Below are 19,605 nucleotides of genomic sequence, written 5' to 3'. Positions count from 1 at the left end.
TGACGCAGGTGAAGTGCTACATATTGCTCAGCGCCAGCGGCCCAGACGGCTCCACAAGCCCACCAGGGTGTTCTCGATGGAGGCGCTGGCAGCCAGGCCAACGCGCTCCTGCAGGCTCTTGCGTTCGGCAAAATGCAGGTGATACAGGTTCGAATCGCGAGCGCGTTCGCTCAGGTATTCGTCACTGGTGCGCAGCTCGTCCACCAGTTGCTTGTTCAGTGCCGCCACACCCAGCCAGACCTCGCCGGTGGCCACCTCATCGATGTGCAACTGCGGGCGGTAACGCGAGACGAAATCCTTGAACAGCTGATGGGTCACGTCCAGGTCTTCCTGGAACTTCTCGCGGCCCTTCTCGGTGTTTTCGCCAAACACGGTCACGGTGCGCTTGTACTCACCCGCCGTGAACACCTCGAAGTCGACATCGTGCTTTTTCAGCAGGCGGTTGACGTTGGGCAACTGCGCCACCACCCCGATGGAGCCCAGAATGGCGAAGGGCGCACTGACGATCCTGTCACCGATGCAGGCCATCATGTAGCCGCCGCTGGCCGCCACCTTGTCGATGCACACCGTCAGCGGCACGCCGGCCTGGCGGATACGCGCCAGCTGCGAGGAGGCCAGGCCATAGCTGTGCACCATGCCGCCACCGCTTTCAAGGCGCAGTACCACTTCGTCCTTGGGCGTGGCGAGGGTCAGCAGCGCGGTGATTTCATTGCGCAGGCTCTCGGTGGCCGAGGCCTTGATGTCGCCGTCGAAATCCAGCACGAACACCCGCGGCTTGTCCTCGGGCTTTTTCTTCTGCTGCTTGTCGCGCTTGGCCTGCTGCTTGCGCAGGGCCTTGAGCTGGGCCTTGTCGAGCAGACCCGACTCCAGGCGCTCGCGCAGGTCCTTGTAGAAATCGTTGAGGCGAGTCACGTGCAACTGCCCCCCGGCCTTGCGCCGGCCCTTGCCGCGCAACCCGGCAATGGCCGACAACACCACCAGGAGCGCGATCACCAGGGTCGCGGTCTTGGCCAGAAAGCTGGCGTATTCAGCAAGAAAATCCACAGTAGCTCCTTAACATGTCTGCGCCCGTACGGCGCCAAACGTGGCCCAAGCATACCGGCGCGGCCACGCCTCCACCAGCGTGGGCAACGCCCCGAAACGCAGTTCAAACGACCTTTTCAAACGCTTGTATGTTTTTTCGTTGACAGGCCGCCATCGGCCACCTACCCTCGCCAGAACCTTCACTCCAGGCATACGACGTGGGCAGCATCTACCTCATTCGACATGGCCAGGCCTCCTTTGGTGCCGACGACTACGACGTGTTGTCGCCGACCGGCATTGCCCAGAGCGAAGCACTGGGCGATCACCTCGCCCAGCTGGGCCTGCGCCTGGATCGCTGCATGGCCGGCGACCTGCGCCGCCAGCAGCACACCGCCCGCCTGGCCCTGGCCCGCCTGCAGGCTGCCGGCAGCGCGGTACCCAGCCTGGAAACCGACCCTGCCTTCAACGAGTTCGACGCCGACGCCGTCATACGCGCGCTGCTGCCCGGCCTGCTGCCGGACGAGCCCGAGGCGCTGCACATCCTGCGCAATGCCCGCGACAACCGCAGCGAGTTCCAGCGCCTGTTCGCCCTGCTGGTGCAGCGCTGGCACGGCGGCGAGCACGATGTCGACGGCCTGCAAAGCTGGCAGGGCTTCGTCGAGCAGGTGCACGACGGCCTGCAACGCCTGCTGCGCGAGGCCGGGCAAGGCGACAACATTGCCATCTTCACCTCCGGCGGCACCATCACCGCCCTGCTCCACCTGATCACCGGCATCACCCCCAGCCAGGCGTTCGCGCTGAACTGGCAGATCGTCAACACCTCGCTCAGCCAGCTGAAGTTTCGTGGCCGCGAGGTGGCGCTGGCTTCCTTCAACAACCAGGCCCACGTGCAGTTGCTGAGGGTGCCGGCGCTCATCACCTACCGATGAGCACCGGCCTGTTGCGGCCCCAGGGTCGCTTACATCACTTAATAAGGAATACACCATGACCGACGTAGCTAAAGCCGTTCAAGCCATGCAAGAGAAGTTCAACCCTGCCGCCGCTGCCGGCCTGGACCTGGTGTTCGGCTTCAACATCACCGACGAAGACAAGCACTTCTCGCTGATCGTCAAGGACGGTACCTGCGACCTGCAGGAAGGCGAAAACCCTGACGCCAACTGCACCCTGGTGCTGGACAGCGAAACCCTCAAGGGCATCGTCAGCGGCGAAACCGACGGCATGCAGGCCTTCATGGGCGGCAAGCTGCGCGTCGAAGGCGACATGATGCTGTCGATGAAACTCAGCGAGCTGTTCCCGGCCTGAGCCTTGCGCTGATGCCGACCAGAACCGAAGCCTTGTGCTTCGGTTTTTTTTCGCCCGGCATCAGGGGTGGTGATCGTGGTGCAACACGCTGGCCTATAACACAGTCAAACACTTGTTCGGTTTATCCACGAGAATTAGATTAAACAATAATCAGCGACTTTCAGAATAAGGGAAAAGCATGACGCTCACCGACCAGTCGACCCAGGTTCGCCCCGGCGAAGAACTCGATGCCGCCCTCATCGACCCTTATCTCAAGGCCAGCATTCCGGGCCTGAGCGGCACGCCGGTGATCAGCCAGTTCCCCGGTGGCGCGTCCAACCTCACCTACCTGCTCAGCTACCCGGACCGCGAGTTCGTGCTGCGCCGCCCGCCGTTCGGGCAAAAGGCCAAGTCGGCCCACGACATGGGCCGCGAGTTTCGCATCCTCAACCAGCTCAACAGCGGCTTCCCCTATTGCCCCAAGGCCTACGTGCACTGCACCGACGAGTCGCTGATCGGCGGCGAGTTCTACGTGATGGACCGGGTCAAGGGCATCATCCTGCGCTCGGACCTGCCCCCCGAACTGGGCCTGGACAGCCAGCGCACCGAAGCCCTGTGCAAGAGCTTCATCGACCGCCTGGTCGAGCTGCACCAGGTGGACTACACCGCCTGCGGCCTGGCCGACCTGGGCAAGCCCGAAGGCTATGTGCAGCGCCAGATCGAAGGCTGGAGCGCACGTTATGAAAAGGCCCTGACCCCGGATGCACCGCGCTGGGAAGCGGTGATCGCCTGGCTGCGCGAGAAGATGCCGGCCGACCACCCACGCCCCGCCATCGTGCACAACGACTACCGCTTCGACAACGTGATCCTCGACGCCGACAACCCCATGCGCATCATCGGCGTGCTGGACTGGGAAATGACCACCCTCGGCGACCCGCTGATGGACCTGGGCAATACCCTGGCCTACTGGATCGAAGCCGGCGACCCTGCGCCCGTGCAACTGATGCGTCGCCAGCCGAGCAACGCACCGGGCATGCTCACCCGGCGCCAGTTCGTCGACTACTACGCCGAACGTGCCGGGCTGCAGATCGACAACTTCGACTTCTACTACACCTACGGCCTGTTCCGCCTGGCCGGCATCGTGCAGCAGATCTACTACCGCTTCTTCCATGGCCAGACCCAGGACAAGCGCTTCGCCCAGTTCGTGCACATGAACAAGCTGCTGGAGCACATGAGCCTGCAGGTCATCGGCAAATCCACGCTCTGACGCCCTACAACTACAAGGAACCCGCCCCATGTCCAAGACCCAGTTGTTCGACCTCGACGGCAAGATCGCCTTCGTGTCCGGCGCCAGCCGCGGCATCGGCGAGGCGATTGCCCACCTGCTGGCCCAGCAGGGTGCCCACGTGATCGTGTCCAGCCGCAAGCTCGACGGCTGCCAGCACGTGGCCGACGCGATCATCGCCGCCGGCGGCAAGGCCACGGCGGTGGCCTGCCACATTGGCGAGATGGAACAGATCGGCGCGGTGTTCGCCGGCATTCGCGAGCAGTTCGGTCGCCTGGACATCCTGGTCAACAACGCCGCCACCAACCCGCAGTTCTGCAACGTGCTGGACACCGACCTGAGCGCCTTCCAGAAGACCGTCGACGTGAACATCCGCGGCTACTTCTTCATGTCGGTCGAGGCCGGCAAGCTGATGCGCGAAAACGGCGGCGGCAGCATCATCAACGTGGCATCGATCAATGGCGTATCGCCGGGGGTGTTCCAGGGGATCTACTCGGTGACCAAGGCGGCGGTGATCAACATGACCAAGGTGTTCGCCAAGGAATGCGCCCCCTTTGGCATCCGCTGCAATGCGCTGCTGCCGGGGCTGACCGACACCAGGTTCGCCTCGGCGCTGGTCAAGAACGAAGCGATCCTGAACACGGCGCTACAGCAGATCCCGCTCAAGCGCGTGGCCGATCCGAAGGAGATGGCGGGCGCGGTGCTGTACCTGGCCAGCGATGCGTCCAGCTACACCACCGGTACGGCGTTGAATGTGGATGGGGGGTTCCTGTCCTGATACCACATAGCGGGTCAAGCCCGCTCCCACAAGGATCACCGCTATTTCTGTGGGAGCGGGCTTGACCCGCGATAGGGCCCTGACAGGCACGCACCATCTCCTTTACCATAGCGCCCCTCAGGCGCAGCTTTACCGTTCTGCGCCCCAGTCGAATAAGCCCAACACCATGCCCTTCGAACTCAGCGTAGATCTCACCACCCTTGCCATTCTTGCCGCCGTGGCCTTCGTGGCCGGGTTCATCGACGCCATCGCCGGCGGCGGCGGCCTGCTCACCACCCCCGCCCTGCTCACCGCCGGCATGCCGCCGCACCTGGTGCTGGGCACCAACAAGCTCAGCTCCACCTTCGGCTCGGCCACCGCCGGCTTCACCTACTACCGGCGCAAGCTGTTCCACCCCGCACAGTGGCGACACGCCCTGGTCGGTACCCTGGTAGGGGCCTTCATCGGCGCCATCGTTGCCCACTACCTGCCGGCCGAATGGCTGAACAAGATGCTCCCGGTGGTGGTGTTCGCCTGCGGTGTTTACCTGCTGTTCGGCGGCACGCCCAAGGCGCCGCTGGACGCCGATGCGCCGATCAAGAAGAAGTGGCAACTGCCCCAGGGCCTGACCCTGGGTTTCTATGACGGCGTGGCCGGCCCGGGCACCGGCGCGTTCTGGACCGTCAGCACCCTGCTGCTCTACCCCATCGACCTGGTCAAGGCCAGTGGCGTGGCGCGCAGCATGAACTTCGTGAGCAACGCCGCAGCACTGTCGGTGTTCATCTTCTCCGGCCAGGTAGACTGGGCGGTGGGCCTGGCCATGGGCTCGTCGCTGATGGTCGGCGCGTTCTTCGGCGCACGCACCGCCATCAGCGGCGGCAGCAAGTTCATCCGCCCGGTGTTCATCACCGTGGTGCTGGCCCTGACCGTACGCCTAGCGTGGCAGCACTGGTTCGGCCAGGCCTAGGCGGCGCGCCACGTACAGGTCGATCAGGTAACGCGCAATCGAGCGGCCCGCCGGCAACGGCGGCAGCGCATGCACGCTGAACCACTGGGCATCCTCGATCTCGTCGGCCTGCATCACGATCTCGCCGCCGGCGTATTCGGCATGAAAGCCCAGCATCATCGAATGCGGGAACGGCCAGCACTGGCTGCCCACGTACTGGAGGTTCTTCACCTCCAGCGCCACCTCTTCACGCACCTCGCGCACCAGGCAGTCCTCGGCCGACTCGCCCGGCTCGGCAAACCCGGCCAGGGTGCTGTACACGCCGGTCACGAAGCGTGGCGAGCGCGCCAGCAGTATCTCGTCGCCACGGGTGATCAGCACGATCATGCTCGGCGAGATGCGCGGGTAGCTGCGCAGCTCGCAGCCGGCGCAGTACATCGCGCGCTCCCACTGGATCTGCACCATCGCCTGCCCGCAACTGCCGCAAAAGCGGTGCTCGCGGGCCCAGGTGGCGATCTGCGCGGCGTAACCGAGGAGGGTATAGGTATCGGAATCGCCTTCCAGCATGAACTGGCGCAGGCCGCGCCAGCTGCAGCCCTGCGGCGCCTGTGCCGAGCGCAGTTCAAGCAGAAACACCGGCTGGCCGTCGAAGTGGCCGATGCCGTGCTCGCACACCACGTCCAGGTCCTGGCGCCTGAGCCAGTCCCGCGGGAACAGCGCGCCGTTGGCGTCCACCAGAAAGCCCTCGGCACAGTGGGCGACGGCCAGGCCGCCGGGGGTGTTGGGGTCCAGTACTGCAGTGGTCCAGCGCGCTGACATGTTGCGTTCCTTGAGGGTTCGCGACCGGGCTCAGTCGTCGAACTGCGGTTTCTGTTTGCTCATGCTGGCGGCCATCGCCACCCGCAGGTCGGTGGATTGCAACATGGCAGCGTTCCAGGTGGCAATGTATTCCAGCCCGTCGTCGATGCGGTGATCGCGCATGTAGCTGAGCATCTCCTTGGTGCCGGCCACGGCAATCGGGGATTTGCCCGCGATCTCGGCGGCAATCGCAAAGACCCCGTCCAGCAGGCTGGCCTGATCGTCGAAGGTGCGGTTGACCAGGCCGATCTGGCGCGCCTCGTCAGCGCCGACAGTGCGCCCGGTGTAGGCCAGCTCGCGCAGCATGCCGTCGCCGATGATGCGTGGCAGGCGCTGCAGGGTGCCGACGTCGGCGGCCATGCCCATGTCGATTTCCTTGATCGAGAACTGCGCATCGGCAGCCGCGTAGCGCATGTCGCAGGCGGCGATCAGGTCGATCGCGCCGCCCAGGCAGTAGCCCTGGATGGCTGCCAGCACCGGCTTGCGGCAAGTATCCACGGCATTGAACGAGGCCTGCATCTGCAGGATCTTGCGCCGCAGCAGGCGCGCGTTGCGGCCTACGTCCTTGCCCATTTCGTTGGCCACCGAGGCCAGCAGCATCAGGTCGATGCCGGAAGAAAAATGCTTGCCGGCGCCGCTGATCACCACCACGCGCACCGCGTCGGTCTCGTCGATCCACTGGAAGATCTCGACGATCTCGCTCCAGAACGCGGCATTCATGGCGTTGATCTTTTCCGGGCGGTTGATCTGGACGTGGGCGATGCTGTTCGACAGTTCGACCTTGAACGCGGTGTAGTCGGTCACGTGGCACTCCTTGGGCTGACGCGGGATGGGGTGGCTGGACTATATCGCAGACCGTAGGCGGCGCTTGTGCCAAAGGCTGGGCTGTTGCTCCTGCACTGCAGGAGCCGACCTTGCCGGCGAAGCGGCCGCCGCAGTCACCCGCAGCGGGCCCTGTCGCGCACCGGACACTGCGCCCGGTGCAGGTTCAGCGCCGTGTTGATGATGCCGATATGGCTGAAGGCCTGCGGGAAATTGCCCAGCATGCGGCCACCTTGCGGGTCGTACTGCTCGGCCAGCAGCCCCACATCGTTGCACAGCCCGCACAGGCGCTCGAACAACGCCTGGGCCTCTTGCTGACGCCCCAGCAGCACGTACACGTCCGCCAGCCAGAACGAGCACACCAGAAACGTACCCTCCCCCGGCGCCAGCCCATCGCAGCCGCTGTCGCTGTCGTAGCGGCGCACCAGCCCGTCATGCAGCAGGCGCTTCTCGATCTGCGCCAGGGTTGCCAGAAACCTCGGGTCGTCGGCTGGCAGAAAACCGGTCAGGGCAATCTGCAGCAGGCTCGCGTCCATCTCCTGCGAGCCATAGGCCTGCACAAAACAGCCCAGCTGCGCATCGACGCCCTGCTCGCACACCTGGCGATGGATCTGCGCGGCCACCTCGCGGTAGTGCGCAGCCTGGGCTTTGCCCTCCTCGGTCGGCTCGCTCAGGCTGGCGGCCCGATCGAACGCCACCCAGGCCATCACCTTGGAGTGGGTGAAATGCTGCTGCGGCCCGCGCACCTCCCAGATGCCCTCGTCGGGCTGGCGCCAGATGGTCTCCAGGTACGGCATGATCACCCGCCCGATCGCCGCACTGCGCGGCAAGCGCGGCAGGCCGCCACGCATCGCCTGACACAGCGCATCGGCCACCTCGCCATAGATGTCCAGCTGGTGCTGCACCGCCGCGGCATTGCCCACCCGCACCGGCTGCGAACCGGCATAGCCGGCCAGCCAGGGCAGCTCGTACTCCGGCAGCCGGCGCTCGCCGGCCAGGCCGTACATGATCTGCATCTGCTCGGGGTTGCCCGCCACCGAGCGCAGCAGCCATTCGCGCCAGGCCTGGGCCTCCTCGAAGTAGCCCAGGTTCATGAACGCCAGCAAGGTCATGGTGGCATCGCGCAGCCAGCAGTAGCGGTAATCCCAATTGCGCTCGCCACCCAGGTGCTCCGGCAGCGAGGTGGTGGCCGCGGCCACGATGCCGCCGGTGGGTGCATAGGTCAGCGCCTTGAGGGTGATCAGCGAGCGCTTGACCCGCGCCGTGTGCTCGCCCACCTGCGGGCAGCGCGCAGCAAACTCGCGCCACTTGTGCGCGGTGTCCAGCAGCGCCTGCTCCGGCTCGAAGGCCGGCTGCAACGGCAGGTGCGATGGCTGGTGGCTCAGGCTGAAGGTGTGGCGCTGCCCGGCTTTCACGCTGAAGCGGCTGCCGGTATGGTGATCGCGCGCGTGGGTGCTCACCGTGCTGCGCAGGGTCAGGCGGTCCGGCCCGGCCACGGCGGTCAGGGTCAGCGGATCGAGCTTCTCGACCCAGGGCACGCTGCTGCCATAGTCGAAGCGCATCACCAGGTCCATGTCGAAGGCCACCTCGCCCTCCAGCCCCTCGACGATGCGCAGCACGCTGTGGTGCGCGTCGTCCAGCGGCATGCAGTCGATCAGCCGCGCACGGCCGCTGGCAGTCACGAAGGTGGTGTGCAGGATCAGGGTGTCCTGCTGGTACTCGCGGGTTACCTCCAGTGGTGCTTCGCGCGGCGCGATCTGCCAGCGCCCGTTTTCTTCGTCGCCCAGCAGCGCGGCAAAGCAGGCCGGCGAGTCGAAGCGTGGAAAGCACAGCCAGTCCAGCGAGCCGTCCCGGCCCACCAGTGCTGCGCTGCGGCAATTGCCCAGTAGTGCGTAGTCTTCGATGGCGCCCGTCATGAACCTCCCGTCAACCAATGCTGTGCCAGACCCGCCGATCGCGGGCCAGCAGTTCGTCGGCCGCCTGCGGCCCGTCTTCCCCGGCCGCATACGGCTGCACCTCGCCGCCCTGCGCCCAGGCGTCCAGGAACGGCTGCACCGCACGCCAGCCGTTCTCGATGTTGTCGGCACGCTGGAACAGCGTCTGGTCGCCCGTCAGGCAGTCGTAGATCAGGGTCTCGTAGCCCGTGGAGGGCTGCATCTTGAAGAAGTCCTTGTAGGCAAAACCCAGCTCGACGTTCTCCATGGCCAGGGTCGGCCCCGGGCGCTTGGCCTGCAGGTCGAACCACATGCCCTCGTTGGGCTGGATCTGGATCTTCAGGTAGTTGGGCTTGGGCCGCTCGGCGTCGCTGTCGCGAAACTGCGCATAGGGCGCCGGCTTGAAGCAGATGGCGATCTCGGTGTCACGCACGCTCATGCGCTTGCCGGTGCGCAGGTAGAACGGCACGCCCACCCAGCGCCAGTTGTCGATCATCACCTTGAGCGCCACGTAGGTTTCGGTCTGGCTGTCGGGGTCGACCCGTGGCTCTTCGCGGTAACCGGCCAGCTTCTTGCGCCCCTGCTTGCCGGCGGTGTACTGCCCGCGCACCGAGTTCTTCAGGGCCATGGCCTTGGACCACGGGCGAATCGCGCCGATCACCTTGGCCTTTTCACTGCGCACCGCGTCCGCGCCAAAGGCGGCGGGCGGCTCCATCGCCACCATCGCCAGCAGCTGGAACAGGTGGTTGGGCACCATGTCGCGCAGTGCCCCGGTGGTGTCGTAGAAGGCGCCACGGGTTTCCACGCCCACCGTCTCGGCAGCGGTGATCTGCACGTGATCGATGTAGTGGTTGTTCCAGAACGCCTCGAACAGGCCGTTGGAAAAACGGCTGACCAGGATGTTCTGTACCGTCTCCTTGCCCAGGTAGTGGTCGATGCGGTAGATCTGCTTTTCGCTCATCACCTTGAGCAGGCAGGCGTTCAGCGCCTCGGCGCTGGCCAGGTCCGAACCGAAGGGTTTCTCCACCACCACCCGACGAAAGCCGTTGGCCTCGTCCAGCAGCCCGGCCGCCCCCAGTTGCTGCACCACGCCGCTGAAAAAACGCGGCGAGGTGGCCAGGTAGAAGATCGCGTTGCCGGTGCGCCCCTTGTCGATGCGCTCGGCGATGGCCTGGTAGGTGGAGGGCTCCATGAAGTCGCCGGTGAGGTAGCCGATGCCCTTGGCCAGGCGCTTCCACAGCTTGTCGTCCAGGCACCGGGTGGCACCCTCGCCCTGGTCGCGTTCACGCATGAAGGTTTCCAGGCGCTCGGCGAATTCGCCGTCGGTGGCCGGGTTGTGGTCGACCCCGACGATGCGCATGCCTTTGTCCAGCAGGCCGTCGCGGTGCAGGTTGTACAGCGCCGGCATCAGCAGGCGTTTGACCAGGTCGCCATTGGCGCCAAACAGGAACAGGGTACAGGCTGGTGCCGCTTCGACGTCGTGTTCACTCATTCGGGCTTCTCGACATGGCCACCAAAACCGAAGCGCATCGCCGACAGCAGCTTGTCACCGTAGGTGCCCTGCTGCTGGCGTGAGCGAAAGCGCGCGAACAGTGCGCTGGACAACACCGGTACCGGCACCGCCTGCTCCACCGCCGCATCGATGGTCCAGCGCCCTTCGCCGCTGTCGGACACCGAGCCGCTGTAGCTGCCCAGCTGCGGGTCGGCCACCAGTGCATCGGCGGTCAGGTCCAGCAGCCACGAGGTGACCACGCTGCCGCGGCGCCACACCTCGGCGATTTCGGGCAGGTTGAGGTCGAAGCGCTGGTCGGCCGGCAGGCTCTCGCTGGCCTTGGTCTTGAGAATGTCGAAGCCCTCGGCATAGGCCTGCATCAGGCCGTACTCGATGCCGTTGTGGATCATCTTGACGAAATGCCCGGCGCCGGGTGGCCCGGCATGGATATAGCCCTTTTCGGCGCGCTCGCTGGGGCCGGTTCGGCCACGGGTACGTGGAATGTCGCCCTCACCCGGTGCCAGGGTGGCGAACAGCGGCTCGAGGCGTTCGAAAATCGCCTGCTCGCCGCCGATCATCATGCAGTAGCCGCGCTCAAGGCCCCACACGCCACCGGAGGTGCCGACGTCCACGTAGTGCAACTGGCGCTCGGCCAGGTGCTGGGCGCGGCGGATGTCATCCTTGTAGAAGGTATTGCCGCCGTCGATGATCACATCGTCCGCTTCCAGCAGGTCGGCCAGTTGCGCGATGGTCTGCTCGGTGGCCTCGCCCGCCGGCAGCATCACCCAGACCGCGCGCGGCGCGTCCAGTTGCTGCACCAGTGCGGCCAGGTCGGCGGCGCCTGTGGCGCCCTCGGCCACCAGCGTATCGATGGCGGGCGCGTTGCGGTCATGCACCACGGTGTGGTGCCCCTCGCGCATCAGGCGTCTTGCAATATTGCCGCCCATGCGGCCCAGCCCCACGATTCCCAGTTGCATGTGCCGATGCTCCGTAAAGTGTAGAAAGCCTGCTCAGGCCTTCAAGGTTAGTCCAGGCAGGCCCGGGTTGGTTTCATCGACCAACGGCACGACAGCGATAAACAAAAAAGTTCCCATGACAGGAAAAAGAATTCAGAATCGCGGCCGATCGAGCGTCTACGCTCAAACCATGTACCAAACCAATTGCGAGGTGTGCAATGGGAACCTTGATGTCAGCGAGCCCACCCCAGACCCTTTACGTGAGCGTGCGCCGCGACGAACTGCGCCGCCTCAAGGAAGAACGCGACCAGTTGCAGCGTCAGGTGGCGCAGCTGAGCCTGCTGTTGCAACAGGCCCAGGGCAGCGACAAGGCCGTGGTCACCCTCTAGGCGGCCAGCAGCGCCCGCGCCGAATACACAGCGCCCGCCACCGCCACCAGCAACAGCACCAGCCCCGACAGCCGGGCCACCAGCACCCGGTGCCGCTGCGCCAGGGCGCCGCGCATCAGCGCGATGTACAGCGCCAGCACCCCCAGGTCGACCACCAGCCACAACGCCGCCAGCACCCCGATGCTGGTGCCGAACGAGGCCGTGACGTGGATGAACTGCGGGAAGAACGCCACGAAGAACAGAATGTCCTTGGGGTTGGCGATACCCACCGCAAAGCCGTGCCACCAGCCACTTGCCCTGGGCGGCGGCGCATCCTCCACGGCTGGCGCACGCAGCGCCCCCAGCCCCAGCCAGGCCATGAACACGCACCCCACCAGCGCCACCGCATTGAGAACCACCGGGCTGAGTGCCAGGCTGCCGGCCAGGATCAGCGCAGCGGCGGCCACCAGCACCAGGGAGGCGGCATTGGCCCCCAGCGCCGTGCGTATGGCCGCCCCGGTGCCCGAACGCCCGCTGGTGCCGACCACCAGCGCCACCACCGGCCCAGGGGTGGCGATCAGAATGAGTACAGTGCCCAGGTAGGCCAACAGCAGCGTGGTGTTCAAAAGAGGCTCCTTTGTCGTCAATGCAGGTCAGGTGCAGAGTGTGCGCAGCTGCATGGCCCTTGAAAAACGCAAAATGCTCTGCCCTACTACGACAAATACTCATCATGGACTGCCCCTGGCATGGTTGAACGTCTGCCCCCGTTGTATGCACTGCGCGCCTTTGAAGTGGCGGCGCGTACCTGTTCGTTCACCCGCGCCGGGGAAGAGCTGGCGCTGACCCAGAGCGCCATCAGCCGCCATATCCGCACCCTGGAGGCCCAGTTCGGTTGCCGCCTGTTCGAGCGCCACGGCCCGCGCCTGCGCCTCACCGATGCCGGGCGGCGCCTGGCCGAGCAACTGGGGGCCGGCTTTGCCCTGATCGAACAGGCCTGCCAGCCGTTTCGCAGCGCTTCGCGCCACCTGCGTCTGAAGGCGCCCTCCACCCTGACCATGCGCTGGCTGCTGGGCTGCATCCAGCGTTACGCCCAGGCCGACACCGTGCAGCTGGCAAGCGTGTGGATGGACGTCGACAGCGTGGATTTTGCCAGCGAGCCCTACGACTGCGCGGTGCTGCTGGGCAATGGGCAGTTCGGTGGGCAGGTCGAGGTGTGCAAGCTGTTCGATGAGCGATTGATCCCGATCTGTGCGCCGGGGTTGCTGGGAGAAGGCGTGTGGGATGCGCAGCGGCTGGCCGGGGTGGCGTTGCTGCACCCGTCCAATGACCGGCGGGACTGGCAGCGCTGGCTGCGCGGGGCGGGCCTGCTCGAGCAGGTCGACCTGCAGCGCGGCACGCTGTTCGATACGCTGGAGCAAGGGATTGCGGCGGCCATGGCCGGGCATGGCGTGTCGATCGGCGACCTGGCGCTGGTGAGCGACGATGTCCGCGCCGGGCGGCTGGCGTTGCCGTTCGAACAGGCGGTGGCAACGGGGGATGCCTACTACCTGGTGTGGCCGGTGGGCAGTGCGTGGCGCGAGAGCATCGAGCGATTGCGGGTGTACCTGCTGGCCTCTTCGCCGGCAAGGCCGGCTCCTACAGACGGCGCAACCTTGTAGGAGCCGGCCTTGCCGGCGAAGAGGCCCGCAAGAGCGACCTCAGAACCGCGTCGTGGCACTCACCCCGAACGTCCTGCGATCCCCCCGCGCATCCCACGCCACATCGAACGGCAGCGGCACGCTGTCGGTCTTGTACTGCTTGTCGGTGAGGTTGTTCACGTAGGCGGTGAAGTCCAGGTCATATTGCCCGCCCACATGGTACGTGGCGCTGGCATTGCCCAGTGTGTAGCCACCCTGCGACACGCTGTGGTCGGCCTGCGCGGTGGGCAGAAAGAAGATCCGGCTCTGGTAGCGCCAGTCGGTGCCCAGGGTGATGTCGTCGCCGTTCTCCAGCGCAATGCGATAACTGCCCCCCACCGCCAGCGTGCGCGACGGCGAACGTGCAATGCGGTTGCCCGAGTAGTCCACACCCCCCGATTCGAAGTCCTGCAACTCGGTATGCAGCAGCCCCAGCGAGCCATGCAGTTCCAGGTTGGCCAAGGGCAGCGCCTGCAACTCGAACTCGGCACCGCGTATCACGCCCTGGCCGCTGTTGGTCAGCAGCGACACCACCTGCCCGTTGCGCACCGACACCGCGTTCACCTGGATGTCCGAATAGTCGTAGTAGAACACGTTGGCATTGGCGATCAGGCGCTCGTCGAACCACTCGCTCTTGACCCCCAGTTCGTAGGCGTCGACGTTCTCCGGCGCCACCACCGAGGCCTCGGCCTGCACCTGCGCCCCGCCGCTGAAGCCGCCGGAACGAAAGCCCTTGGCATAACGCAAGTACACCCGCGCGTTGTCGTTGAGCTGGTATTCGGGGGTGAAATCATAGGTCAGCTTGTTCCAGGTGCGCTTCTCGTCCTGCACCACCGTGGTCACCAGCGGCCCGCTGTAATGCTTCCACCAGTCGTTGCGGTTGCTGAAGTCGACACTGGCAGCGTCTGGCGCGGCCACCCGGCGCAGGTCGATGTCCTTGGTTTCGCGGGTCCAGCGCAGGCCGGCGGTGAAGCTCAGGTCGTCGGTGGCCTGCCAGGTGCTGCTGCCGAACAGCGCGAAGCTGTCGGTCTTCTGGTCGATGTCGGTACGCCCGAAGTCGGCCACGCCGAAGGCCTGGTTGTAGGCTTCGGGGAACAGCGCGTTGCTGTTGTGGCTGTCGAGCTGTTCGTGGAACAGGTGGGTGCCGACGATCCAGCTCACCGGCTGGTTCTTCGCCGACGACAGGCGCAGCTCCTGCGACACCTGCTTCCAGCGGTCGTCGTTATAGCCACGGCCGAACTCGTAGATGCTCATGTTCGGGCTCTGGGCCTTTTCGTGCACGTCGTCGAAGGCGGTGATCGAGTCCAGCTGCAGCTCGCCCAGGTCCCACTTGAGCGCCAGTTGCAGGCCGTTGTGCTCGATGCGGTCATCGGCCTTGCCGGTGAAGGCGACCTTGTCGGAGGCAGGCTTGGGCGCAGGCCCGAACAGCGTGCTGCCGCCCGGCCCGGCACCCCAGGCGCGGGCCACGATACCTTGCCCCTTGTAGTCACGGGCGTGCAGCTGCAGGGTGGCCTGCAGGTCGTCGTTGACCTGGGCCAGCAGTTGCAGGCGCAGGGCCTGGTCGTGGATGTCGCCGGCAGTGTTGCCATCTACCTCGTTCTTGAGCTGGCCGTCGCTGCTCTGGTCGATGAACGCCACCCGCGCGGCCAGGCGGTCCTTGACCAGGGTATCGCCGTAGGCACCTTCGTACAGGCGCGAATTGTAGTTGCCCAGGTCGAGCTTGAAGTAGCCGTTGGCGCCGTCTTCGAAGCTTGGCTTGCGCGACACGAAGTTGATCGCGCCACCGGTGGTGTTCTTGCCCCACAGCGTGCCTTGCGGGCCGCGCAGCACCTCGACGCGCTCCATGTCGTAGAGCGGGAAGCCGGTGGCCACGTGCGGGTCGATGTACACGTCATCGGTATAGATGCCCACCGGGTACACGGTGGTCGAGGCCATGTCGCCCGAGCCCATGCCGCGGATGTACCAGCGCGGGCGCTGGTGCCCGGCGAACTCGGGGGCGATGGCGTTGGGCACGTTCTGCAGGGCCTTGCCGGCACTGAAGCCGCCGCCGCTGCGGTCGATCTGGCGGTCACTGACCACCGAGATCGCCGAGGGTACGTCCTGTACCGATTCTTCGCGCTTCTGCGCGGTCACGGTGACGGTGGGCAAGGCGTCGGCGGGCGGTGCGGCGGCAAGCGCAGCGGCGCCGTGCAACGTGGCGGCAATGGCCAGGGCAAGGGGTAGATAGGCGGTAGGGGCAGGCATGGCGGGGGTTCCGATGAGTCAGGGTAAGCGGACTATCGCAAGCGGCGTGCCAATGAGACATGTACTTGATTTATATGAGTTTTATGGATAAACAGCGAGCGTACTGCTGGCCAGGCAACAGTGAGGCAGCAGTGGGTTGTGTGCCAGGCATCAGGGCCTGTTCACCGGCAAAATGCTGCCCTGCGACAACGCCTTGATTTAAGGTAGGCGCTTGCTGCCACCCACCAGGAGCCTGCCGATGATCCGCCCCGCCACCGCCCACGACGTTGCACCTGTACAGGCACTGATCGAGGCTGCCTATGCGCTGTACATTCCACGCATCGGTGCCAGGCCGGGGCCGATGCTGGAGGATTACGCCGCGCTGATCGCCCAGGGTCGGGTCGAGGTGTTCGAAGAGCAGGGTCAGGTGCTCGGTGTACTGGTGCTGATCGCCCAGGCCGATGGCCTGTTGCTCGACAATGTCGCGGTAAGCCCGGCCGCTCAGGGCCGCGGGCTGGGGCGACAACTGATGGCGCATGCCGAAGCGCGGGCCCGGCAGTTGGGGCTGGAGGTGGTGCGGCTGTACACCAATGAAGCGATGAGCGAAAACCTGGGGCTGTATGAGCGGCTGGGTTATCGCGAAACCCACAGGGCCGTGCAGGCGGGGTTTCGGCGGGTGTTCATGGAGAAGCGGCTGGGCGACTGAAGTGCCTGGCCGGCAAGGCCGACGTCTACAGGCGTAGCGCTGAACCTGTAGGCGCCGGCCTTGCCGGCGAAGGGGTGTCTCAGTCTTCCAGCGGCTTGGGCGGCGCAGCCGGCTTGGCGGGCTTGGCCGGCTTGGCATGCTTGCCCGGCTTGCCCTCTGGCGCAGGCTCGGCGGCGGGCGCTGCGACCGTCGGCGCCACAATGGCCTTTTCGCTGGCCGGCAACTGGTCGACCGCCGCGAAGATCTGCTCCGGCTCCACCGTGCCGTCATGCTCGATGATGTGCTTCTCGCCGTCCTTGCCCACCAGCACCACCTGGGTGCCCTTGCGCGCGCCCAGGCTGAGTTCGCGAATCAGCGCCATGGTGGTCTGCTGCTCGAGGTTCTTGTCGTCACGCTTGCCGACCATGCCCGCCACGCTGTAGAGCACCAGGTTGCGCTCCTCGAACTTGCTCTTGGTCGCCGGGTCCTTGAGGGCCTCGTTCAGGGTGCGCAAGGTCGGGTCGGCGGTGCTGGGGGCAATCACGATCAAGGGTCTGGACTTGCCCAGGTCAACGGCCAGGGGCGCGTCGTCGGCGAGCAGCGGGCTGGCGACTGCCAGCAGGGTGGCGAAGGTCAGTGACCGAACAAGCATGTGCATCTCCTTCTTGTTTCCATGCACCAAAGACTACAGATCAAAGCGAAAGATCCGAGCGAGCCTAAACGACTGCCCGCGTGTGTGGACGTTTACAAAAGTAACTTTCGGTTTCAAAGGTAGCTGTGCATGTGCAGAGGATAGCTGAAGGTCAGGGATGTGTCGGGCCACTGGCCCCTTCGCCGGCCAGGCCGGTTCCTGCAGGTTCGCTCAATGGTGGTGTGCAGGGGCGCAACAGCCCCATCAGAACAACCCCATCTGCCGATCGATCAGGGTGCTGAAGTCATCCCCCACAAACGGCAGTATCGCATCGGCCACCGGCTGCAGCTGCCGGGTCAGGTAATGCTCGTAGTCGATGCCGTTGCGCCGGTTTTCCAAAGGCTCGGGCCCGGCCAGGGTCATCACGTAGCTGATCCACCCGCCATTCTGGTACTGGCGTGGCCGCCCCTGGCTGTCGTTGAACTCGTCGGCCATGCGTGCCGCCCGCACATGCGGCGGCACGTTGCGCTGGTAGTCGTCCAGGGGCCGGCGCAGGCGCTTGCGGTAGACCAGCTGATCGTCCAGCTCGCCGGCCAGGGTGCGCTGCACGTAGTCCTTCACATAGGCCTGGTGCGGCCTGCGCTCGAAAATGCGCTGGTACAGCTCCTGCTGAAAGTGCTGGGCCAGCGGCGACCAGTCGGTGCGCACGGCCTCCAGGCCCTTGTAGACCATCTCGTCGGGCCCGCCCTCGCGGTGTACCAGGCCCGCATAGCGCTTCTTGCTGCCCTCCTCGGCACCGCGGATGGTGGGCATCAGAAAGCGCTTGTAGTGGGTTTCGTACTGCAGCTCCAGCGCACTGTCCAGGCCGTACTCATCGCGCAGGTGCTCGCGCCACCACTGGTTGACCTGCTGCACCAGGGCACGCCCGATCTCCCCGGCCTGCGCCTCGTCATGGGCCCGCTTGAGCCACACGAAGGTCGAGTCGGTATCGCCGTAGATCACCGTGTAGCCCTGGGCCTCGATCAGCTCGCGGGTGCGGCGCATGATCGCGTGCCCGCGCATTGTGATCGACGACGCCAGGCGCGGGTCGAAAAAGCGGCAGCCACTGGAACCCAGCACCCCGTAGAAGGCGTTCATGATGATCTTCAGCGCCTGCGACAGCGGCGCATTGTGTTCGCGCTTGGCCTGCTCGCGGCCCTGCCACACGCGCTCGACGATGGCCGGCAGGCAATGCCGGGTGCGCGAGAAGCGTGCGCCGCGAAAACCCGGCACCGAGTGTTCGTCATCCGGCTCGCGCAGGCCCTCGACCAGGCCGATGGGGTCGATCAGGAAGGTGCGGATGATCGACGGGTACAGGCTCTTGTAGTCCAGCACCAGCACCGACTCGTACAGGCCGGGGCGCGAATCCATCACGAAGCCGCCGGGGCTGGCCTCGTCCGGGCGCCCGCCCAGGCTTGGGGCGACGAAGCCCTGGCGGTGCATCAGCGGTATGTACAGGTGACAGAACGCCGCCACCGAACCGCCGCTGCGGTCGGCCGGCAGGCCGGTGACCGTGGCGCGTTCGAGCAGAAAGGTCAGCAGCTCGGTCCTGGCGAAGATGCGCGTGACCAGCTCGCAGTCCTTGAGGTTGTAGCGCGCCAGGGCCGGCTTGTCCTCGGCGAACATGCGGTTGATTTCGTCCATGCGCTGGTACGGCGTATCGATGGCCTTGCCTTCGCCGAGCAGGGTCTGGGCGACGTTCTCCAGGCTGAACGAGGGGAAGCTCCAGGTCGCCGACCGCAGCGCCTCGATGCCGTCGATGATCAGGCGCCCGGCAGCGGCGGCAAAAAAGTGCGTGCGGCTGCCGTGCTCGCGCCATTCCATCACCTCGCCGCCGCGCCCCAGGCGCAGCGGCACCTGCAACTGCTGGGCATGGGCGTGCAGCACGCGCAGGTCGAACTGCACCAGGTTCCAGCCGATGATCGCGTCGGGGTCGTGCCGGGCCATCCAGTCGTTCAGGCGCTCCAGCAGCTGGGCACGGCTGGCGCAGTACTCCAGGTCGAAGTCCACGCCACTGGCGTCGCCGTTGGCCGGGCCGAGCATGTACACCTGGCGCTGGCCACAACCTTCCAGGGCAATCGAATACAGCTCGCCGCGCTCGGTGGTCTCGATGTCCAGCGACACCAGGCGCAGGTTCGGCCGGTAGTCCGGGGCCGGCTTGAGCTGGGCGTCGAGCAGCAGGCCGTCGGCATCGGGGCGGCCGCTGAACGTCACCGGGGCAGTGATGAAGCGCTCCATCAGGTAGCGCTCGGGCGGGCGGATGTCGGCTTCCAGCAGGTCGACGCCCGCGGCGCGCAGGCGTTTTTCCAGCTGCATCAGCTGGCGATGCTGGCGGCAGTACAGGCCCAGCACCGGTCGGTGGCGGAAGTCGCACAGCGCCAGCTCGCGCAGCTCGACGTCGCGTTCGGTGCGCAGCACCGCCTCGACATGGGCACGCTGGGTGGCGGCGACGAACGCCACCGACGTCTGCACGGGCAGGCGCAACTGGCGCGGGCCCTGGTCGGTCGCCAGCCAGAACTCCACGCATGTGCCCTCTGGCGTATCCCGCCAGTGCCGGGTCAGGACAAAGCCCTGTTGAACCTCCACCTCTGCAACCTCGTACCCCTGTCAATGCGCCGATTCTACCTGA

General features: G+C 65.8%; 17 protein-coding genes and 1 pseudogene. 8 read left to right on the top strand and 10 right to left on the bottom strand.

Translation table 11 applies throughout. The annotated features are described in order from the left end of the window. Positions 1 to 27: 27 nt before the first annotated feature. Positions 28 to 1,044 (bottom strand): protease SohB, encoded by a 1,017-nt coding sequence (sohB, locus tag JZZ72_RS20450; protein ID WP_054915449.1) that lies wholly within the window; start codon positions 1,042 to 1,044, stop codon positions 28 to 30. A 197-nt stretch (positions 1,045 to 1,241) separates the two neighbouring features. Here sohB and JZZ72_RS20445 point away from each other — a divergent pair, with 197 nt between their 5' ends. The 5 genes from JZZ72_RS20445 to JZZ72_RS20425 all read left to right on the top strand — a co-directional run bounded on the left by JZZ72_RS20445 (position 1,242) and on the right by JZZ72_RS20425 (position 5,313). Then, positions 1,242 to 1,952: a histidine phosphatase family protein gene (locus JZZ72_RS20445; RefSeq protein ID WP_058541137.1), complete on the top strand. Its 711-nt coding sequence runs from the start codon at positions 1,242 to 1,244 to the stop codon at positions 1,950 to 1,952. 55 nt (positions 1,953 to 2,007) lie between these two features. Continuing rightward, positions 2,008 to 2,325, top strand: a complete 318-nt coding sequence (locus JZZ72_RS20440) for an SCP2 sterol-binding domain-containing protein (protein ID WP_043859921.1) — start codon at positions 2,008 to 2,010, stop codon at positions 2,323 to 2,325. A gap of 178 nt (positions 2,326 to 2,503) precedes the next feature. Next, positions 2,504 to 3,571 (top strand): phosphotransferase family protein, encoded by a 1,068-nt coding sequence (locus tag JZZ72_RS20435; RefSeq protein ID WP_054915451.1) that lies wholly within the window; start codon positions 2,504 to 2,506, stop codon positions 3,569 to 3,571. Between the two features lie 28 nt (positions 3,572 to 3,599). Then, positions 3,600 to 4,367, top strand: coding sequence for an SDR family oxidoreductase (locus JZZ72_RS20430; RefSeq protein ID WP_043859923.1), 768 nt, complete (start codon positions 3,600 to 3,602; stop codon positions 4,365 to 4,367). A gap of 166 nt (positions 4,368 to 4,533) precedes the next feature. Then, positions 4,534 to 5,313 carry a TSUP family transporter gene (locus JZZ72_RS20425; RefSeq protein ID WP_043859924.1) on the top strand — a complete coding sequence of 260 codons (780 nt, stop codon included), beginning with the start codon at positions 4,534 to 4,536 and terminating at the stop codon, positions 5,311 to 5,313. Here JZZ72_RS20425 and nudC read toward each other — a convergent pair. The 5 genes and pseudogenes from nudC to gnd all read right to left on the bottom strand — a co-directional run. After that, positions 5,281 to 6,111 carry an NAD(+) diphosphatase gene (gene nudC / locus JZZ72_RS20420; RefSeq protein ID WP_058541138.1) on the bottom strand — a complete coding sequence of 277 codons (831 nt, stop codon included), beginning with the start codon at positions 6,109 to 6,111 and terminating at the stop codon, positions 5,281 to 5,283. The genes JZZ72_RS20425 and nudC overlap by 33 nt on opposite strands. A 30-nt stretch (positions 6,112 to 6,141) precedes the next feature. Next, positions 6,142 to 6,954, bottom strand: a complete 813-nt coding sequence (locus JZZ72_RS20415) for a crotonase/enoyl-CoA hydratase family protein (protein WP_043859926.1) — start codon at positions 6,952 to 6,954, stop codon at positions 6,142 to 6,144. Between the two features lie 134 nt (positions 6,955 to 7,088). Continuing rightward, a complete protein-coding gene (locus tag JZZ72_RS20410) occupies positions 7,089 to 8,888 on the bottom strand; it encodes a glycoside hydrolase family 15 protein (RefSeq protein WP_054915454.1) in 1,800 nt (599 codons plus the stop codon). 10 nt (positions 8,889 to 8,898) lie between these two features. Further along, positions 8,899 to 10,398, bottom strand: coding sequence for a glucose-6-phosphate dehydrogenase (gene zwf / locus JZZ72_RS20405; RefSeq protein WP_054915455.1), 1,500 nt, complete (start codon positions 10,396 to 10,398; stop codon positions 8,899 to 8,901). Then, positions 10,395 to 11,381 (bottom strand): annotated as a pseudogene (gene gnd / locus JZZ72_RS20400) (phosphogluconate dehydrogenase (NAD(+)-dependent, decarboxylating)); the annotation flags it as partial. The pseudogene gnd and the gene zwf, both read right to left, overlap by 4 nt. A 191-nt stretch (positions 11,382 to 11,572) precedes the next feature. Here gnd and JZZ72_RS20395 point away from each other — a divergent pair. Beyond that, a complete protein-coding gene (locus JZZ72_RS20395) occupies positions 11,573 to 11,743 on the top strand; it encodes a DUF6026 family protein (RefSeq protein ID WP_221181553.1) in 171 nt (56 codons plus the stop codon). Here JZZ72_RS20395 and JZZ72_RS20390 read toward each other — a convergent pair. Further along, the gene (locus JZZ72_RS20390) at positions 11,740 to 12,348 is read right to left on the bottom strand and encodes a LysE family translocator (protein ID WP_058541140.1); all 609 of its coding nucleotides are present in this window, start codon (positions 12,346 to 12,348) and stop codon (positions 11,740 to 11,742) included. The two genes, JZZ72_RS20395 and JZZ72_RS20390, sit on opposite strands and share 4 nt — an antisense overlap. 120 nt (positions 12,349 to 12,468) lie before the next feature. Between JZZ72_RS20390 and JZZ72_RS20385 the strand changes: the two genes are divergently transcribed. Continuing rightward, complete coding sequence (locus JZZ72_RS20385) at positions 12,469 to 13,380, top strand: LysR family transcriptional regulator (RefSeq protein ID WP_058541141.1); 912 nt, start codon at positions 12,469 to 12,471, stop codon at positions 13,378 to 13,380. Between the two features lie 39 nt (positions 13,381 to 13,419). On the opposite strand, the gene JZZ72_RS20380 is transcribed toward JZZ72_RS20385, so the two are convergent. Further along, entirely contained in the window at positions 13,420 to 15,642 is a 2,223-nt protein-coding gene (locus JZZ72_RS20380; RefSeq protein ID WP_058541142.1) for a TonB-dependent receptor, read from the bottom strand. 238 nt (positions 15,643 to 15,880) lie between these two features. Between JZZ72_RS20380 and JZZ72_RS20375 the strand changes: the two genes are divergently transcribed. Then, the gene (locus JZZ72_RS20375; RefSeq protein WP_058541143.1) at positions 15,881 to 16,327 is read left to right on the top strand and encodes a GNAT family N-acetyltransferase; all 447 of its coding nucleotides are present in this window, start codon (positions 15,881 to 15,883) and stop codon (positions 16,325 to 16,327) included. A 79-nt stretch (positions 16,328 to 16,406) separates the two neighbouring features. On the opposite strand, the gene JZZ72_RS20370 is transcribed toward JZZ72_RS20375, so the two are convergent. Next, positions 16,407 to 16,958, bottom strand: a complete 552-nt coding sequence (locus JZZ72_RS20370) for a DUF4174 domain-containing protein (protein WP_043860195.1) — start codon at positions 16,956 to 16,958, stop codon at positions 16,407 to 16,409. A 243-nt stretch (positions 16,959 to 17,201) separates the two neighbouring features. Beyond that, complete coding sequence (locus JZZ72_RS20365) at positions 17,202 to 19,562, bottom strand: DNA polymerase II (protein ID WP_054916068.1); 2,361 nt, start codon at positions 19,560 to 19,562, stop codon at positions 17,202 to 17,204. Between the last annotated feature and the right edge of the window lie 43 nt (positions 19,563 to 19,605).

The sequence above is a fragment of the Pseudomonas palmensis genome, assembly GCF_017848315.1.
Taxonomy (GTDB): Bacteria; Pseudomonadota; Gammaproteobacteria; order Pseudomonadales; family Pseudomonadaceae; genus Aquipseudomonas; species Aquipseudomonas palmensis.
The sequence above is the reverse complement of the archived record's forward strand: the minus strand, read 5'-3'. Positions and strand labels throughout refer to the sequence as shown.

Excerpts from the sequence above, each read along its gene's own strand:
- JZZ72_RS20435 (WP_054915451.1), top strand. The coding sequence starts at position 2,504 with ATGACGCTCACCGACCAGTCGACCCAGGTTCGCCCCGGCGAAGAACTC.
- nudC (WP_058541138.1), bottom strand. The coding sequence starts at position 6,111 with ATGTCAGCGCGCTGGACCACTGCAGTACTGGACCCCAACACCCCCGGC.
- JZZ72_RS20370 (WP_043860195.1), bottom strand. The coding sequence starts at position 16,958 with ATGCTTGTTCGGTCACTGACCTTCGCCACCCTGCTGGCAGTCGCCAGC.
- JZZ72_RS20380 (WP_058541142.1), bottom strand. The coding sequence starts at position 15,642 with ATGCCTGCCCCTACCGCCTATCTACCCCTTGCCCTGGCCATTGCCGCC.
- JZZ72_RS20375 (WP_058541143.1), top strand. The coding sequence starts at position 15,881 with ATGATCCGCCCCGCCACCGCCCACGACGTTGCACCTGTACAGGCACTG.
- JZZ72_RS20385 (WP_058541141.1), top strand. The coding sequence starts at position 12,469 with ATGGTTGAACGTCTGCCCCCGTTGTATGCACTGCGCGCCTTTGAAGTG.
- JZZ72_RS20440 (WP_043859921.1), top strand. The coding sequence starts at position 2,008 with ATGACCGACGTAGCTAAAGCCGTTCAAGCCATGCAAGAGAAGTTCAAC.
- JZZ72_RS20395 (WP_221181553.1), top strand. The coding sequence starts at position 11,573 with ATGGGAACCTTGATGTCAGCGAGCCCACCCCAGACCCTTTACGTGAGC.
- JZZ72_RS20410 (WP_054915454.1), bottom strand. The coding sequence starts at position 8,888 with ATGACGGGCGCCATCGAAGACTACGCACTACTGGGCAATTGCCGCAGC.
- zwf (WP_054915455.1), bottom strand. The coding sequence starts at position 10,398 with ATGAGTGAACACGACGTCGAAGCGGCACCAGCCTGTACCCTGTTCCTG.
- JZZ72_RS20430 (WP_043859923.1), top strand. The coding sequence starts at position 3,600 with ATGTCCAAGACCCAGTTGTTCGACCTCGACGGCAAGATCGCCTTCGTG.
- JZZ72_RS20425 (WP_043859924.1), top strand. The coding sequence starts at position 4,534 with ATGCCCTTCGAACTCAGCGTAGATCTCACCACCCTTGCCATTCTTGCC.